Origin of the sequence: Lysinibacillus sphaericus OT4b.31, from assembly GCF_000392615.1 — a bacterium.
In the GTDB taxonomy this organism is placed as follows: Bacteria; Bacillota; Bacilli; order Bacillales_A; family Planococcaceae; genus Lysinibacillus; species Lysinibacillus sphaericus_B.
This window is the reverse complement of record NZ_KB933398.1, coordinates 2206630-2221345: the sequence shown is the minus strand read 5'-3', so window position 1 is coordinate 2221345 and position 14716 is coordinate 2206630. Positions and strand designations below refer to the sequence as shown.

Genomic DNA, 14716 nt, shown 5'->3' with positions numbered 1-14716 from the left:
CATACCCAACGAGAATACCAGTACAATCTCCATAAATCTGTACAGATTCTAAAATATCATTAGATAGCGTTTTTCCATTATGTATAAACCTTATCAGAATGGCTATATTGTGTTTGATAATGTCATGAGAAAATTCGTAGTTGAGAGAATACACCTAGGTAAATAGCAGGTATTTGTTGACGATAAAATTATTGAGGAGTTATTATATTAATACAATGTTTAGTATTTTTATGCTGTTTTGTTTTGTGCAAATAATTTTTTTACAGTCCTACGTCTCTGAATCAAAGTATTGAGCAATTGAATCTATTAGAGTAATCGCTTGGAGTTAATTTTTGCTTTAGTAAGTACGAAGATAGAGATCCTTATCAGGGGGTGACATACCGTGACAACTTCAAACAGACTAATCAAGCTATATCAGCACTTAGTAGAACACGAAGATTGGATAACGGCACAAGAATTAGCTGTGTTGTTGAATTGCTCAATCAAGACAGTCCGAAAAGATTTAATAGAGCTTACTTCTTTCCTTCCAGGGAATTGGCTAATTGAGACTCAACGAGGAAAAGGAGTTTTTTTACATCGCCCCCCCAATCAAACAAGTTTAGCTTTCGAACATCTAATTAATGAAACGGACAAGCTGCATAATTTAATCACATTTCTTATGCGGAATGAATCAGGCTGCTCCCTCTCAGAAGTTAGTCAAGCGCTATACTATAGTGCAAGTACAATCAGTAAAGTTTTGGAATTATTGAGGAATGATTTGAAGAAATATTATTTAAAAATAGACATGAGGCCGATAAGAATCAATGGCGAGGAGTTTCATTTACGCCAGTTCTATTTTGACTTTTATTTACGAAAGCATTGTTTTCATCTGGTATCAGAACAATCTTCAGAATCAATATATTCATTTATGAGTGAAATTGAAAGGAAAGGCGGTTTTACTTTTTCTGATCATGCTTACGCACAACTGCCGATTCTTTTATCCATTTGGCAGAGCCGCATGATTAAAAAAAAATATATAACAGAGTTCGTATACCCTGCAGTTCTTGTTGAATCAGGCAATTCAATTGATTGGCTTCTAACTCTTATAGAAAGCTATCTTGAATCCATTCAGGTTATGGTTATCCCTACTGAGCTTCATTATGGAGCAGCACTGATACTTGGTGCAGCAAGGATTGAAAAGAAGAAAGATGATGATTGCTTGAGTATGAATAAAATAATTTTACAACCTCAATTGGATTCTATAATGAACGTGATAAAATATGTAGAGGAGCAAACTCAATTACCCTTTTCGAACGACCCTATCTTGGTGCAGCAATGCCACGAATATTTCGAACATGCGAAAATAAGATTGATAACTAAAGTGTATAGCTATGCAAATCACCATAAATCAATCATTAAAAATAAACAAGCTTTCCTTTACAATTGTATTCAAGAAGCAATTGTACGTAACTGTAATTATGCAGAATCGTTTAGGGATGATGACTTTGCAGATATTACGATGTACTTTATGGCTAGCAAAAAAGGCCATGAAATGCAACAAAAAGAAAAAACAATTTTATTGTACATGAATGACCTTGGTGTCTTGAGATATATCATGTTGAAACTCTTAGACCATATCAATGGGCATATTAGATTGATGACGACTAATCAAGCACATGAAATGGTTAGTCTTGCTCTTCATGGAGATCTGGATGCAATTATTACAACAAATCATCATATATATGGATTAGTAACGAACGATATACCTGTCCTTCAAGTGAGTCCATTGTTAAGCGACAGTGAGATCAAAATGATTAAAAATAATCTAAAAATATAGGCACCTAAAAAACCGAGAAAAAACGGGATACTGCTATAGTATCCCGTTTTTTCTCGCTCTCGCTATGCGTGCTTATTCTTTTAACCAAAAATAAAAACGCCTAGCCCACTGCATTTTAGATATAAGAACACAAACAAGGAAGTACTATATTACCCTATTTATAATTCATCCATCTTTTCTCCTCCTGTGACCAAGGTAGCACACAATACAGGAATATTAACAAAAGTATGGAAAAATTAAAAAGATGTTCAAAAAGGAGAGCCTTTTTGAACACCTGCACTTTATTTCAATGGAATATTCAGTTCAATATTTTCTCCAATAGGATTGAAGTAATAGCTTAAATATATTTTTGCTTTGCCATCATAATTTTCAAAGTTCTCCGTCGCAAATAGGTACTCATCATCATCTGAAAACGAGCCACCTGTATATTTTAACGTCGTGCCATCTGCTTTTACAGCGCTATTTAGAAACGTATGTCGCCTTCTATCATCCCATTTCTTTGCAGCAACTGATACACTTTGCTGCGTTACAGAAATATCCCAATCCAAATAATCGGGCTTCGTGAGTACTTCTTTTGTGCCAAAATCAACTTCGATAAAATCCTCGCCCTTTGGAACGGCATGAACAGCTCCAATTATTATTTTGATTGAATCTGAATCATGGAAATAATTACTTTGCAAATATAGCGTGAATTTACCGTCGTGAATATTTCTGCCCATTGCCATGGCGTATTTAATGCCTTCTCTTCGCTCCCCATTTTCCGTTTCGACCGCAATATCATCAAGCGATAAAATTTGCATCGTATTCGCTTCGTCTACTTCAATATCGAGTGCCGTTTTTAATGGAGAACGGCGAATTTGTGTAATCGTAAATTTCTGACCCTCGACATCTACAGTACGATTCGCAGTAATAGTTTTCTCCTTTGCGATTTCGTTTTGTAGTGAAAACGGTATCGTAATTTCAATGTTCCCCTTATCTTTGTCATAAAAACGAAAAACCACTTTAAAATCCTTTGAAGTATAAGCGAAAGGCTCTGAAAAACCATATTCTACTGTAGAAGAGATGTGTGTTTGATTTGATTGATTGCTTGTAAATGAACCTCCGCCTTTAATTTTTTCGTCCCCTTGGAACAATTGAACTTCCTCCAACTGTAATTCCGAAATATCAAATGAGCCATCGGCGTCATAGTAAAGTACTAATCCCGAGGTATCTGCAATCACGCCTTGCAATGTAAGCGATAGGCCATTTTTAGACTGCGTCACATTGATTTCTTCATAGTATTCATTGTCCACAATATCTTTTATCCCTTTATCTCTTACAACCGCTGATACAATTACTTGAAAGCCAGGTATTTTTGCAACATGGCTAGCAATCGTAGGAGAAACACGAATTGAAAATAAAAGGCTTAAGCAAAACAAAGAGACTATTGCAACCGAAACAATGCGCTTCTTTGCTCTTTTTTCTCGTTGAACTTTACGAAACATATCCATCCGAACTTGTTGAAGTTTCTCCTTTGGAACGTCAATCGGTAGTTTACTCATAGCCAGTCCTCCTTTTCTCCAGCGAAGTTTCTAAGCTTCTTTAGTATGTGATGAAGCTTAGACTTTACAGTACCCTCCGGAATTTCATTTAGCTCGGCAATTTCTTTGTTTTTTAGTTGCTGAAAATATTTCATATAGACGAGTTGCTGCTCCGACAAGGATAAATGTTCCAATAACCGCTCCATATCAGAATAGATGGCCCCTTCAAATAGGTGATATTCCTCAATTGGAACGGTTGGTTGGCGTTTTCGCAAATGGTCTTTACAACAATTGATTAAGACGCGCACGAGCCATGTTCTGGCATATTCGTGCTGTTTAACGGTATGCATTTTTTTCAGTGCCTTGTAAACCAGGTCCTGCATCACGTCTAAAGCGTCTTGCTCATTTTTCAGATATGTAAAAGCCATGCGATATAAAATATCTTCATCCATTTCAATAAGTGAAAGTATCGCTTGATGATCCCCACGAATAGCACGCTGCACGATTTCAAATTCCATCCTTTTCCCCTCCTTCCTCCATTAGACGGAGCGATGCTTCATTTCGTTCAAAAATTTTAAAATTATTTAGGAAACCGTCTATGGATTTGCCTTTAAACTTTGCGTCAAAGATGTTCCTTTGAAGACATAAGTTTTTAATTTCTTCTTCAACTAACCTACCCCGTTCGTTCAAGAAATTCACTAAACATAATGTTAAACTTACTTCAATCAAAGCTATCCCCCATTTCTGAAATAACAATTACTTTTCTTCAATTCTACCGCTGCGTAAGTTTAAATACATTTCTTCACAAGAAAACATAAATGTCCAAACAAACTTTATAACAAATTATCAATTTTTTTTACAAAACTACACCATACATTTTTGATCACATCAAGATATATGGTGGGTTGTATTAATTTTTACCCTTATTCATTTGCTACAAGAGTAAAATCTAAAAATTTAAAATAATAATACTATTTTATAATAGATAGAAGGGTTCTTGAGAACAGTGTAGTGGCAATAGAAAGAGGGACTTTGGAGAAAATCTCATTCAGGAGATATTGTATTTTCGGATAAATAATAAGATTTCAATCGATGTTGTCCGTGGTGTGAAGAAAACGGAACTTCAAGTAATCACTGTTCACCCCCAAAGCCCTTTTCTGATGCTTGAAAAACCTTGTGTATCAAGGCCTTAGAGTAAGGCTAAATGCTCAATTGAAAAGAGGGATGATGTTAGTGAATCCATTTAGTGTACGAAATAAATTAATCATATCTGTATCCCTTATCCTCTGTATCCCTTGCGCACTGATTGGCTGGGTTTCGTATAAAACAGCATACGAGCAGATTACTGACAAAACGATGGAAGGGCTTGAGAGGAATCTACAGATATTAGATACTTATATTGATAAAATGTTGAGTTTGCCAAAACAGGAGATTTCTTTATTGGCTCAAAGTATCGATGCAGATAACATAGAAACAAATCAAGAGGACGGAGATTCGGAGATACGAGAGATCATTGACAGATTTCAATCCCTGAGTACAGATATTATTATGACCAGAGTCGCTTCGCACGATGGCGCCTTCATGTTTTCACCCCATCTAACCCTTCCTTCTGACTACAATCCACTAGAACAGAGCTGGTATAAACTTGCAGTTGAGAATCCGGGGATAGTATCCATAACTGCCCCTCGTTTATCAGAATCAAATAAACCAGTTGTCACAATGTCTAGGCAGACTAGTGATAAAAAGGGGGTTGTAGCTGTCGGTATCTCCCTGGAGGAATTGACGCGTAGCGTGAGCCAACTCACAATTGCTGAGGGAGATATTTTATATATATTGGATCCCACAGGAAAAGTCGTCGCCCACCCTCAGGAAAAACTTGCGGAAAAGCCAAAAGGAATTTACTATGACGAGATACTGAGAAGTACATCAGGTGATATAAGTTTTAAAGTTAATGGAAACCCTAAAAAGGCGATTTTTCTTACAAATGCACAAACGGATTGGCGAATTATTGCTGAAATTGATCAACTTAAGATTGCTCAAAGTGTCAAACCAATTTTTAATATTACCCTCTTCGTGCTGCTCATTGCGATTTGTTTAACATCTATTCTGATTTCCGTTATTGTTCGCTCGATTACGAAACCTTTGCAGGTGTTAGTGGATGCTTCTGAGAAAGTGAGCGAAGGGGATTTGTCGGGGCAGGTCATAATCACAAGTCAAGATGAGTTTCAGAAGCTTGGAGACGCTTATAATCATATGATTGACTCTTTAAGTAAATTCGCATTGTACGATCCATTAACTAATTTGCCTAATCGGAGGCAGTTTGTCTTTACCCTAGAACAGGCCATCACACAGGCTAGTTCAGAGCAATCTAAGTTTGCCATTATTTTCATTGATGTGGATAACTTCAAGCAAGTTAATGATACACTTGGGCATTCGGCTGGTGATGAGTTACTTCAGAAGATGGCAGAACAATTGCAGTCTTGTATAGGTTCGCAAGGAATGGTTGCACGCTTGGGGGGCGATGAATTCGTCATTTTTCTAGAACATAGCGCAGATCATGCTAATTTGGAAAAAATGTTGAGTACGTTACGTGATAGCTTTGTTCAACCTTTTACTATTCATGGCCAAATCACTTTTGTTCAAATGAGTATGGGAATCGCGAGTTATCCAATTGATGGAGTGACTCAAGAAGAGCTTCTCAAACATGCTGATATCGCCATGTATAAAGCGAAAGAATTAGGGGGAAATAACCATCGATTTTTTGATGACAAGATGAATGAACTCGTTATCAAAAAGGACCAAATCGAGCGAATGATGCGTCTAGCGCTAGAAAGAAATGAATTTAACGTTCATTATCAACCGCAGATAGAATCAGCTACTGGAAAGATCAGAGGGTTTGAGGCGTTAGTGCGCTGGAATAGCCCCGAGCTTGGATTTGTTTCTCCAGAAGATTTTGTTCCGATTGCAGAAAAGACAGGCTTGATTACACAAATTGACGAATGGGTCATGTATCAAGCCTGCTTGAAAAATGTCGAATTACAACATCAATTCGGTTATCCCTTCCTGATGGCGGTTAATATTTCGGCTTTACAATTAGGAAGAACAGATTTTGTGGATAAAGTCCAGCTCATTTTGAATGAAACGAAGATGAAGCCGGAACATTTAGAAATTGAAATTACTGAGAGTATCTTAGTTGAGTCGTTTGAAAGCTCAATTTCCATACTACGAAAATTAGAAAGCCTAGGAATAAAGATTGCTCAGGACGATTTCGGCACCGGTTATTCTTCACTTAACTATTTGAATGTATTGCCGATTCATACCCTTAAAATTGATAGGTCATTTATTCAAAATATGACATCGGCAACAGCAGAAAAAACGATTATCGAATCAATTATCAACCTTGTCCATAAATTAGGTCATGATGTAGTTGCAGAAGGGGTGGAGACAAAAGAACAGTATAATTTGCTCAAAGAATGGAACTGCGACTTTGTACAAGGGTACTATTTCAGTAGGCCTGTTTCGGAAGACAAACTTGTCGAATTGCTGATGGAGGAAAAGAACTCCACAAATCAGTAAAAAATAAGGTTCTTTAATGACATAAATAAACAAACAGCCGCATTCTCTAACGAAAGGCCAGATGCTGATTAAAAATATCTCATGTTCTATCCGCCATTATTTATATGACTTTGTTTCATAAACTAAGAGAAATGATCTGATAATTCAATTGTATAAATGACTGTAGCCCTTGTCTTAAAAAGATTAAAAGCTGCCCTTTATAATTTAAAGGAGCAGCTTTTATACGTTATATTTTCTATCGAATTTTAGAACAATCCTACCGCATGTCCTTCACTATCGACATCCATACGTAAGGCAGCTGGTTGTTTCGGTAAACCTGGCATTGTCATAATATCGCCAGTTAAACAAACTAAGAAGCCTGCTCCTAGCTTTGGAATAACTTCACGGATTGTCACAGTGAAGCCTTCAGGACGACCGAGTAAAGTTGGTTGGTCGGATAAAGAATATTGGGTCTTTGCCATACAAATCGGTAAGACATCCCAGCCGAACTTTTCGATTTGGGCAATCTGTTTTTTTGCTTGATCGGTAAAGTTGACGTCTTTGCCACCATATACTTTTTGCACGATTGTACGTACTTTTTCCTCAATTGATTCCGTTACTTCATATAAAGGTGAGAAGTTGTTTTCTTCATTCAGTACTGCAAGCACCTGCTCCGCTAACTGAAGGCCACCTTTGCCGCCTTCTTCCCAGACGTTGGTACGTGCAATGCGTACATGATTTTCTTTACACCAGTTCAGAACTGCCTCTAGCTCCGCTTCTGTGTCCGTAATAAAGCGGTTTAACCCGATAATTGGTTCAACGCCAAATGCGCGAATCGTCTCAACATGTTTAGCTAAATTTTCAATTCCTTGTAACAGGGCATCCACGTTTTCGCCTACTAGTGCTGTTTTCGCTACACCACCATGCATTTTTAATGCACGAATCGTTGCTACAAGCACCACGGCACTTGGTTTAAATCCAGCTTTACGTGCTTTAATGTTCATGAACTTTTCAGCGCCTAAGTCCGAACCGAAGCCCGCCTCCGTCACAACGATATCGGCTAACTTACGTGCTGTTTGTGTTGCCATAATGGAGTTACAGCCGTGTGCGATGTTAGCAAAAGGTCCACCGTGAATAATGGCAGGTGTGCCTTCTAGTGTTTGCACTAAGTTTGGTTTAAAGGCATCTTTCAATAATAATGTTAAGGCACCTTCCACTTGCAGATCACGCACAAATACCGGCTCGCGCTCAAATGTATAACCAATGACGATGCTAGCTAGACGTTCACGTAAATCTTCAATACTTGTTGCTAAACAGAATACCGCCATAATTTCTGATGCAACTGTAATATCAAAACCGTCCTCACGTGGCATACCTTGTACAGGACCACCTAGTCCAACGACTACTTTTCTTAGTGCACGGTCATTTAAGTCCATTACGCGTTTCCATATGATGCGACGCGGATCGATGTTTAACACATTGCCTTGGTGGATATGATTATCGATAAAGGCTGCTAAAGCATTATTCGCTGTTGTGATGGCGTGAAGGTCACCAGTGAAATGCAGATTGATATCTTCCATTGGTACTACTTGCGCGTAACCACCACCTGTGGCACCACCCTTAACGCCCATCACTGGACCAAGGGATGGTTCACGTAGTGCGACAAGGACGTTTTTATTTAATTGATGAAGGGCATCTGCAAGTCCGACTGTTACGGTCGATTTTCCTTCACCAGCTGGAGTTGGGCTAATCGCTGTTACTAATACGACCTTTGCATCTTCACCATGTGCTGTAATCTTCAATGGATCGATTTTTGCTTTATAGCGACCGTATTGTTCCAGTGCATCCTCTGGAATTCCTGCAGCTTTCGCAATTTCTGTAATAGGTTTCATAACCGCTTGACTAGCGATTTCTAGATCTGATAATGGTTGATTTTTCGTTGTCATTTGGCATCCTACTTTCTCTGTTGTTCAACTCCATTATAGACTTTATTGTGAAATAAAACATAACTAGTTATGCAACATTTCGACAATCAATTGACATCGAGTAGCAATTCAGGTATGTTCTAAGAGAAAATGCAATTATTTCATCTTATCAATTATGCTGAGACTTAGTTGATATAGTTTTACATTCAAGCGCACTGGAGGCGAATGCTTATGCAACAAGGAATCGTAAAGTGGTTCAATAATGAAAAGGGTTATGGCTTTATTGAATGTGATGATGGCGAAGATGTATTTGTACATTTTACGGGGATCCAAGAGGAAGGCTTCCGTACACTTGAAGAAGGTCAAAAGGTTGCATTTGATGTAGTGGAAGGCAATCGCGGCCCACAAGCATCCAATGTTATGAAATTATAATTAAGCGTGACGGAGCTGTTCACTAAAAGAACAGCTCCTTTTTGTTCTAAGTATGGTTTGATTTAATACTTCTATAGGTTTTCTGGATAGCTATCGACGATTCTCGATTCTCGGAATTCCAGTGATTCTATCCGTGAGTTCAGCGTTCCTATCCGTCAGTTCTGCTGTTCTATCCGTTAATTCTGCTGTTCTATCCATCAGTTCTCGGGATTCCGGCGTTTTCTGCTCTTCTATCAGCGATTCTCGCATTTCTACCAGCGATTTCTGCTCTTCTACCAGCGATTCTCTTTTCAGCCTGTTCTTTATGGATTGATCCAATAAAATGCGGCTGGGAAGATTAATGTTTCTTTTGTGCGGTCTGTATCTTGTAAGGTTACACCAAAAGGACCTTCACTTTTGCGGCCAAGCATCATGTTGGTTGCCACTGCTTCTTCATAAAAATCCAAGCGCATATTCGGTAATTGTAAGGAAATACATTGTGGTTGTCTGTCAGGATCGGGCAATTGTAATACTTCTCGCCATCGTTGTACCGTAGCTTCCGCATCTTGTACATAAAATTGCACGGACTCCATCGTAATAGATTGTGTCGTTTTGATTGCTCCACTGGCCTCTAATTGTGCAAAACGCTCTTGATCATCATCTGTCCATTCAATTAAAAATGGAAAATCGATGGCTTGCTCTGGCTGACCAAAGTGTAATAGCTTCCATTTCACAACTGAGCCATCTGGCCGTGTGCGACTACAAGCATCTGGTCCGTAAACTTCTAGCCCCAGTGCACGTAAACGAGCTGCCTCTTCGTCAATATTTGTAGTACGTAAAGCCATACGCGAAAACCCGTAACGCTCCTTGTTTTCTTTAAACGTATGATGTAATGTATAAGGTAATTTCGCCGCTTCCTCAAATAGCGCGCGATCATAGACAGCAATTTGCTCAATATACGTTAAGCCAAAATAACTTAACGTATTATACGTTCCCCACATCGTGTGTTGTCCACCATTCACTGTATGGATATTCCGCTTATTTAAGAAATCCTTTATATTTTCTGGTGATTGGACTTGATGAACTAAATGGTCGAAATATAAAGTCATGATTGTTCCCCCTTTCATTCTTTTATTATATACTTTACCTGTTAGTTTTGTTGGTTTAAAATAATAGTAAGAATTTTCTAATAGTTAAGAAATCTTTGTCTATTATGACACCCATATGACGTTGCATTTTCGGCTTATCAAAAGCTTCTCCTCATTTTACAAAAGGAATAGCATTAGCCGCGAAAAATGCTGCTTCGGCATTTAATTCACAAACAGGACGGATTATCGTATGATTAAATAACAACATGCTATAGGTTGGCAGTTCGCTGTAAAAAAGGCGCTACAACATACTACAGCCGAGCGTATCAAATCTAACTTCTCGCTTTCATAGTTTTGCGGAAGGCTATGCAACCGTCTTATTATTCGAAGATTACGAGATGATTAACAGTTTCCAATAAATTTTTCCGAATTTAACGGCAACTCATTGATTGGTAGTTGAACCAATCGGGCTTTTATGGTCAGTTGATCGACCACTTCGTGTACTCGAGCTCTTCTTTCCACTTAAGGTGGGCGTCTTACTGACCGTTTATGCGGGATATAGTGAAACTTCGATCAATGGGGGTTGATTTCTTCCCCCATTGATTGATAGTTGAACCAATCGGGCTTTTATGGTCAGTTGATTTATGCGGGACAAAATAACATAACAAGAGGTGATTTTCATGACTGATAAAGTAACAGCATTTAAACAAGCTCTAGGCAATTACCCAACAGGCGTCACAGTTGTTACAGCATTTAATGACACAAACGAACCTATTGGCTTAACCGTAAATTCTTTTGCATCTGTTTCAATTGATCCGCTTCTCATCTTATGGTCACTCGATAAAAAGTCGCAACTTCATGCTCATTTTTTAGCAGCAAAAAAATTTGCAGTCAATATTTTAGCGAGCGATCAAGCACGTTTATGTACATTATTTGCTAGTAGAATTCCTGACCGTTTTGCTCAAACAACTTGGTCCACCTCTGTACATGGTCTACCAGTTTTACATGATACATTATCCACATTACAATGCGAAACATATAAACAAATCGATGCAGGCGACCATACGATTTTCATTGGGCAAGTCTTGGCAATTGATAATACGCAGAAAGAACCACTGCTCTACCATCGCCGGCATTTAGGGCAAATCCCTACAAGTTTTTACGAGTAGACTCAGTTCCCGATAGGCATATGCTAAAAAAACAAGTGATTCTTCTACTCATTTTACGCAGATGGTTTGCATTCGTGCAGAAAACTTACGTAATTCAATACAGATAAGGAGTCACCTCAAATTCACAACTTGAAGTAACTCCTTTTTTTGATGGATAACCCACTTTCATTCATCTAGCAGAGAACACTCTTAGGAGGATTTTACAGAGCTTAACCCTAAGGAAAAATTGCTAAAAAAACAGGCATACCGAATTTTCTTCTCTACTAAAATAAAAAAAGGCTTCACTTAGTTAGAATTGGCAACCAAAAAAACTATAAACAATATAGAATACTCCTATTGATAAAGCATTAAATCGGCTTAAAAAATTGTTCCCTATCACCTTCCCCCCTTCCATTTCCATCAACCACTTCCTTCAATCGATATCATATAGTGAGAGGAATGAGAAAACGATGTTCTATTTTAAAAAAGTACTTGTTCTTGTATTGTTCGTATTCATTGCTGCAAGTTGCACCGGTATGGAGCGGCAAAGAATCGAGGTTCAAAAAATGAATGATACTTGTACATATGAAGACTTTAAGGAAATCACCAATGCAAAAAAAGTGAAGATTGCTAAAAAAATACTTCATAATGCTGAATGGAAACAGATGAAAGTAGATATGGCCAGAGAGGCTGATTACCAATTCATTTTTCAGTTTGTCAATCCAGATATTCATGCCAAGGCCATTCCATACTCTGTTTGGATCAGTCCGAGTAAAGATACAATTGAAGTCGTGCAAGGAGAACAGCAATACGTGCATTTGAACACCGAAGATTCTCAAAAGCTATTCGAAGCTCTAACAGAAACTAACCTTGTCGATATAAAGTGAAACTTCATTCAGTGGGATGTTGCTTCTTTCCCACTGATTGGTAGTTGAACTAATCGGGTTTTTACGAGTTAACTCGGTCTCATCTTTGCACTGATCGTTATTGCGGAATCAAATAAAATAAGGGCTGCCATGTGGCGAGGGCGACCCATTTTCAATTATATTTCTCTTGTTTATGAAGCACGATTATATTTCAAGCGTTGTTGGTTCAGCCAAGCACGAATATTCCGGAATACTAACAATGTCACACTCATCACCATGACACCTTTAACAAGATTGAATGGTAAAATCCCTAAAACAATCATATCCTTTAAGGAGGCACCCTTCACAGGTTCCATCCCTAAAAACAATGTGTACATCGGTAAGAAAAGTACATAATTCAGTAAGCTCATACCAACTGCCATCGTAACAGTCCCCGCTAGCAAACCAATAATAAGTCCCTTCACACGCTGTATTTTTGTATAGAAAAAATAAACAGGGATAATAAATAACACACCTGTTGCGAAGTTGGCTATATGCCCCACCGGTACACCTGTGATGCTTCCAGACAATAGCCAATCCAGCATATTTTTTAATAGCTCCACTAAAATGCCCGCTACGGGTCCCATCATTATAGCCGCTAATAAGGCAGGCACATCACTAAAATCTACCTGTAGGAAGTTCGGAAACGGTGGTAGTGGAAAATTAAATAGCATTAATACAATAGAAATACTACTCAGCACACCTATATTCATAACATATCTTAATTTCAACTTACTCGCCCCTTATTAAGTGCCGCCAATTAAAGTAAAACTTCCATCCGTAGCAATTTCTTCATACTGCTGATTGTTAGTTGTGCCGGTCAGGCAAAATCGGTCAGTTGACTTGATTCCTTCTTTCCACTCAAGATGGGCGTCTTACTGACCGTTATTGCGGGATAAAAAAGTCCACATATAGGCGAAGGAAATGATCCTTGCCTATGATGTGGCCTCCAGTTTCCTAGTCAGCTGCGATTATTCTTTATTTTTCTGTGGAAATCGTTGCTTTTCAAGTCGATTAATTTGCACAATGACACCATCTTGAATGGTAATATGCACTTCGCCAAATTGTAGATTTTCAATGGCCTTGGCAATTGCTTGTAACTTCATGTCAGCAGTCTTTGCTGTTTGAGACATTAGATACACCCCTTCTTTTATATACTTTTTTGTACAAAAGAGGTCAACGCATCAGGATGATTCGATGGACCCCCTTATCTCTCAGAAATCTCTGCTGGATTTGGCACCGATATAGTCGGTTGCCGAGGCTTCACTGGGCCAAGTCCCTCCACCTCTCTTGATAAGAGTATTACGTTTCTTGGAAATAATTCTATAATTCTGAAAACCTATTGTCAATATAAATATTACAAAACTTAGTTGAATACTAAGGAATTGAGTAAAATGGTTCATTTTGTAAAAAAAATCCGTTTGCTTATAATCAAAATAAGCGAACGGATTTTTTCTTTGGAGGCATATACAGAGCGTGGTCATCTATTAATAAAATATTGTTAGGATTCCTCCCCTTTCATGGGAATAAAAATAATAAAACATAAGCCAGTAGGAGTGCATTTTGCAATTGACATTTTTCCATTTAATAGAAATACTTTGATATAAGCCCATCCTTCATGATTATTAGGGTCACACTCTTCATTACCTACCTGACCGATCCCGTCATCCTTTACGATAAGTACATTTAAAATAGAATGAATAGATAAAATTAAAATCAAGAGCGGCTTCCAATTTGCGTACTAAATGATCTTCAGGCACCATTTGGTCAATTGCCAGCATTTCTAATTGATCGTGTTCATATTACTATTTTTCTTCATCCTAGCTATGACATCAATCATTTATAGACGTACATTAGTTGATTGGAGCGCAGGCGGTGACTTCTGCGGGAATAGCATGAGCGAAAAGGCCCCGCAAGGAGATTGCAGCCATGCCCGCGAAAAGCGTCCGCCGTTGCGGAAATCAACGGATTCATTTAGTGCTTCTATATTTAAAAGAAAAAAGACTGTAAACAAACTCATTTTTTTGAGTTTGTCTACAATCTGAAGACACCATATGTGTCCTTTTTTATTAATTGATTTTTAGATCTTCATAAGATAATTTACTCAGTGTATTCGAGTGGCAATTAAGTAAGAATCGTCCCCCTCTTTAATTCATATTCAACAATTTCGCCATTATTTCGGCACTTCCTGCTGAGAACATAAAAAATGATAATGACATACAGAACAGCCCTACTAATACGAAACTAATTTTGTTAACAAACAATGATGGCTTTTTCATAAAGAGCCCTTTAATGACTAAAAATAGCCCTAAAAATAATAGTAAGAAATACCAAAAACCCATTATCCC

14 protein-coding genes and 1 riboswitch are annotated in these 14716 nt (G+C 38.0%); of the genes, 5 read left to right on the top strand and 9 right to left on the bottom strand.

Annotation, left to right across the window (positions count from 1 at the left end; translation table 11 throughout):
• Nucleotides 1–382: 382 nt before the first annotated feature.
• On the top strand, nt 383–1816 hold the full coding sequence (locus H131_RS10180) for a BglG family transcription antiterminator (protein WP_010859041.1): 1434 nt from the start codon (nt 383–385) through the stop codon (nt 1814–1816).
• Nucleotides 1817–2097: 281 nt separating this feature from the next.
• Here H131_RS10180 and H131_RS10175 read toward each other — a convergent pair whose 3' ends face one another.
• Genes H131_RS10175 through H131_RS10165 form a run of 3 tightly spaced genes read right to left on the bottom strand, consistent with a single transcriptional unit; the run spans nt 2098 to nt 4065 of the window.
• Nucleotides 2098–3357: a DUF4179 domain-containing protein gene (locus H131_RS10175; RefSeq protein WP_010859040.1), complete on the bottom strand. Its 1260-nt coding sequence runs from the start codon at nt 3355–3357 to the stop codon at nt 2098–2100.
• A complete protein-coding gene (locus H131_RS10170) occupies nt 3354–3854 on the bottom strand; it encodes a sigma-70 family RNA polymerase sigma factor (RefSeq protein ID WP_010859039.1) in 501 nt (166 codons plus the stop codon). The genes H131_RS10175 and H131_RS10170 overlap by 4 nt, the downstream gene beginning before the upstream one ends.
• Nucleotides 3844–4065 carry a hypothetical protein gene (locus H131_RS10165; protein ID WP_036130073.1) on the bottom strand — a complete coding sequence of 74 codons (222 nt, stop codon included), beginning with the start codon at nt 4063–4065 and terminating at the stop codon, nt 3844–3846. Before H131_RS10165 ends, H131_RS10170 begins: the two co-directional genes overlap by 11 nt.
• A 504-nt stretch (nt 4066–4569) precedes the next feature.
• Between H131_RS10165 and H131_RS23110 the strand changes: the two genes are divergently transcribed.
• Nucleotides 4570–6912: an EAL domain-containing protein gene (locus H131_RS23110; RefSeq protein WP_010859037.1), complete on the top strand. Its 2343-nt coding sequence runs from the start codon at nt 4570–4572 to the stop codon at nt 6910–6912.
• 245 nt (nt 6913–7157) lie between these two features.
• On the opposite strand, the gene H131_RS10155 is transcribed toward H131_RS23110, so the two are convergent.
• On the bottom strand, nt 7158–8837 hold the full coding sequence (locus H131_RS10155) for a formate--tetrahydrofolate ligase (protein ID WP_010859036.1): 1680 nt from the start codon (nt 8835–8837) through the stop codon (nt 7158–7160).
• A 210-nt stretch (nt 8838–9047) separates the two neighbouring features.
• Here H131_RS10155 and H131_RS10150 point away from each other — a divergent pair, with 210 nt between their 5' ends.
• Nucleotides 9048–9248: a cold-shock protein gene (locus H131_RS10150; RefSeq protein ID WP_010859035.1), complete on the top strand. Its 201-nt coding sequence runs from the start codon at nt 9048–9050 to the stop codon at nt 9246–9248.
• Between the two features lie 302 nt (nt 9249–9550).
• Here the strand turns inward: H131_RS10150 and H131_RS10140 are convergent, their stop codons facing one another.
• Nucleotides 9551–10336: a VOC family protein gene (locus H131_RS10140; protein WP_010859034.1), complete on the bottom strand. Its 786-nt coding sequence runs from the start codon at nt 10334–10336 to the stop codon at nt 9551–9553.
• Nucleotides 10337–10995: 659 nt separating this feature from the next.
• Between H131_RS10140 and H131_RS10135 the strand changes: the two genes are divergently transcribed.
• Both H131_RS10135 and H131_RS10130 read left to right on the top strand, forming a co-directional pair.
• The gene (locus H131_RS10135; protein ID WP_010859033.1) at nt 10996–11484 is read left to right on the top strand and encodes a flavin reductase family protein; all 489 of its coding nucleotides are present in this window, start codon (nt 10996–10998) and stop codon (nt 11482–11484) included.
• A 449-nt stretch (nt 11485–11933) separates the two neighbouring features.
• A complete protein-coding gene (locus H131_RS10130) occupies nt 11934–12350 on the top strand; it encodes a YhfM domain-containing protein (RefSeq protein ID WP_010859032.1) in 417 nt (138 codons plus the stop codon).
• A 170-nt stretch (nt 12351–12520) separates the two neighbouring features.
• Here the strand turns inward: H131_RS10130 and H131_RS10125 are convergent, their stop codons facing one another.
• The 4 genes from H131_RS10125 to H131_RS10110 form a co-directional block, all read right to left on the bottom strand.
• The gene (locus H131_RS10125) at nt 12521–13099 is read right to left on the bottom strand and encodes an ECF transporter S component (protein ID WP_010859031.1); all 579 of its coding nucleotides are present in this window, start codon (nt 13097–13099) and stop codon (nt 12521–12523) included.
• Between the two features lie 240 nt (nt 13100–13339).
• The gene (locus tag H131_RS23630) at nt 13340–13501 is read right to left on the bottom strand and encodes a YezD family protein (protein WP_010859030.1); all 162 of its coding nucleotides are present in this window, start codon (nt 13499–13501) and stop codon (nt 13340–13342) included.
• Nucleotides 13502–13572: 71 nt separating this feature from the next.
• Nucleotides 13573–13668: riboswitch (SAM riboswitch) on the bottom strand.
• Between the two features lie 201 nt (nt 13669–13869).
• On the bottom strand, nt 13870–14088 hold the full coding sequence (locus H131_RS24955; RefSeq protein WP_010859029.1) for a hypothetical protein: 219 nt from the start codon (nt 14086–14088) through the stop codon (nt 13870–13872).
• Nucleotides 14089–14515: 427 nt separating this feature from the next.
• Entirely contained in the window at nt 14516–14710 is a 195-nt protein-coding gene (locus H131_RS10110; protein WP_010859028.1) for a hypothetical protein, read from the bottom strand.
• Between the last annotated feature and the right edge of the window lie 6 nt (nt 14711–14716).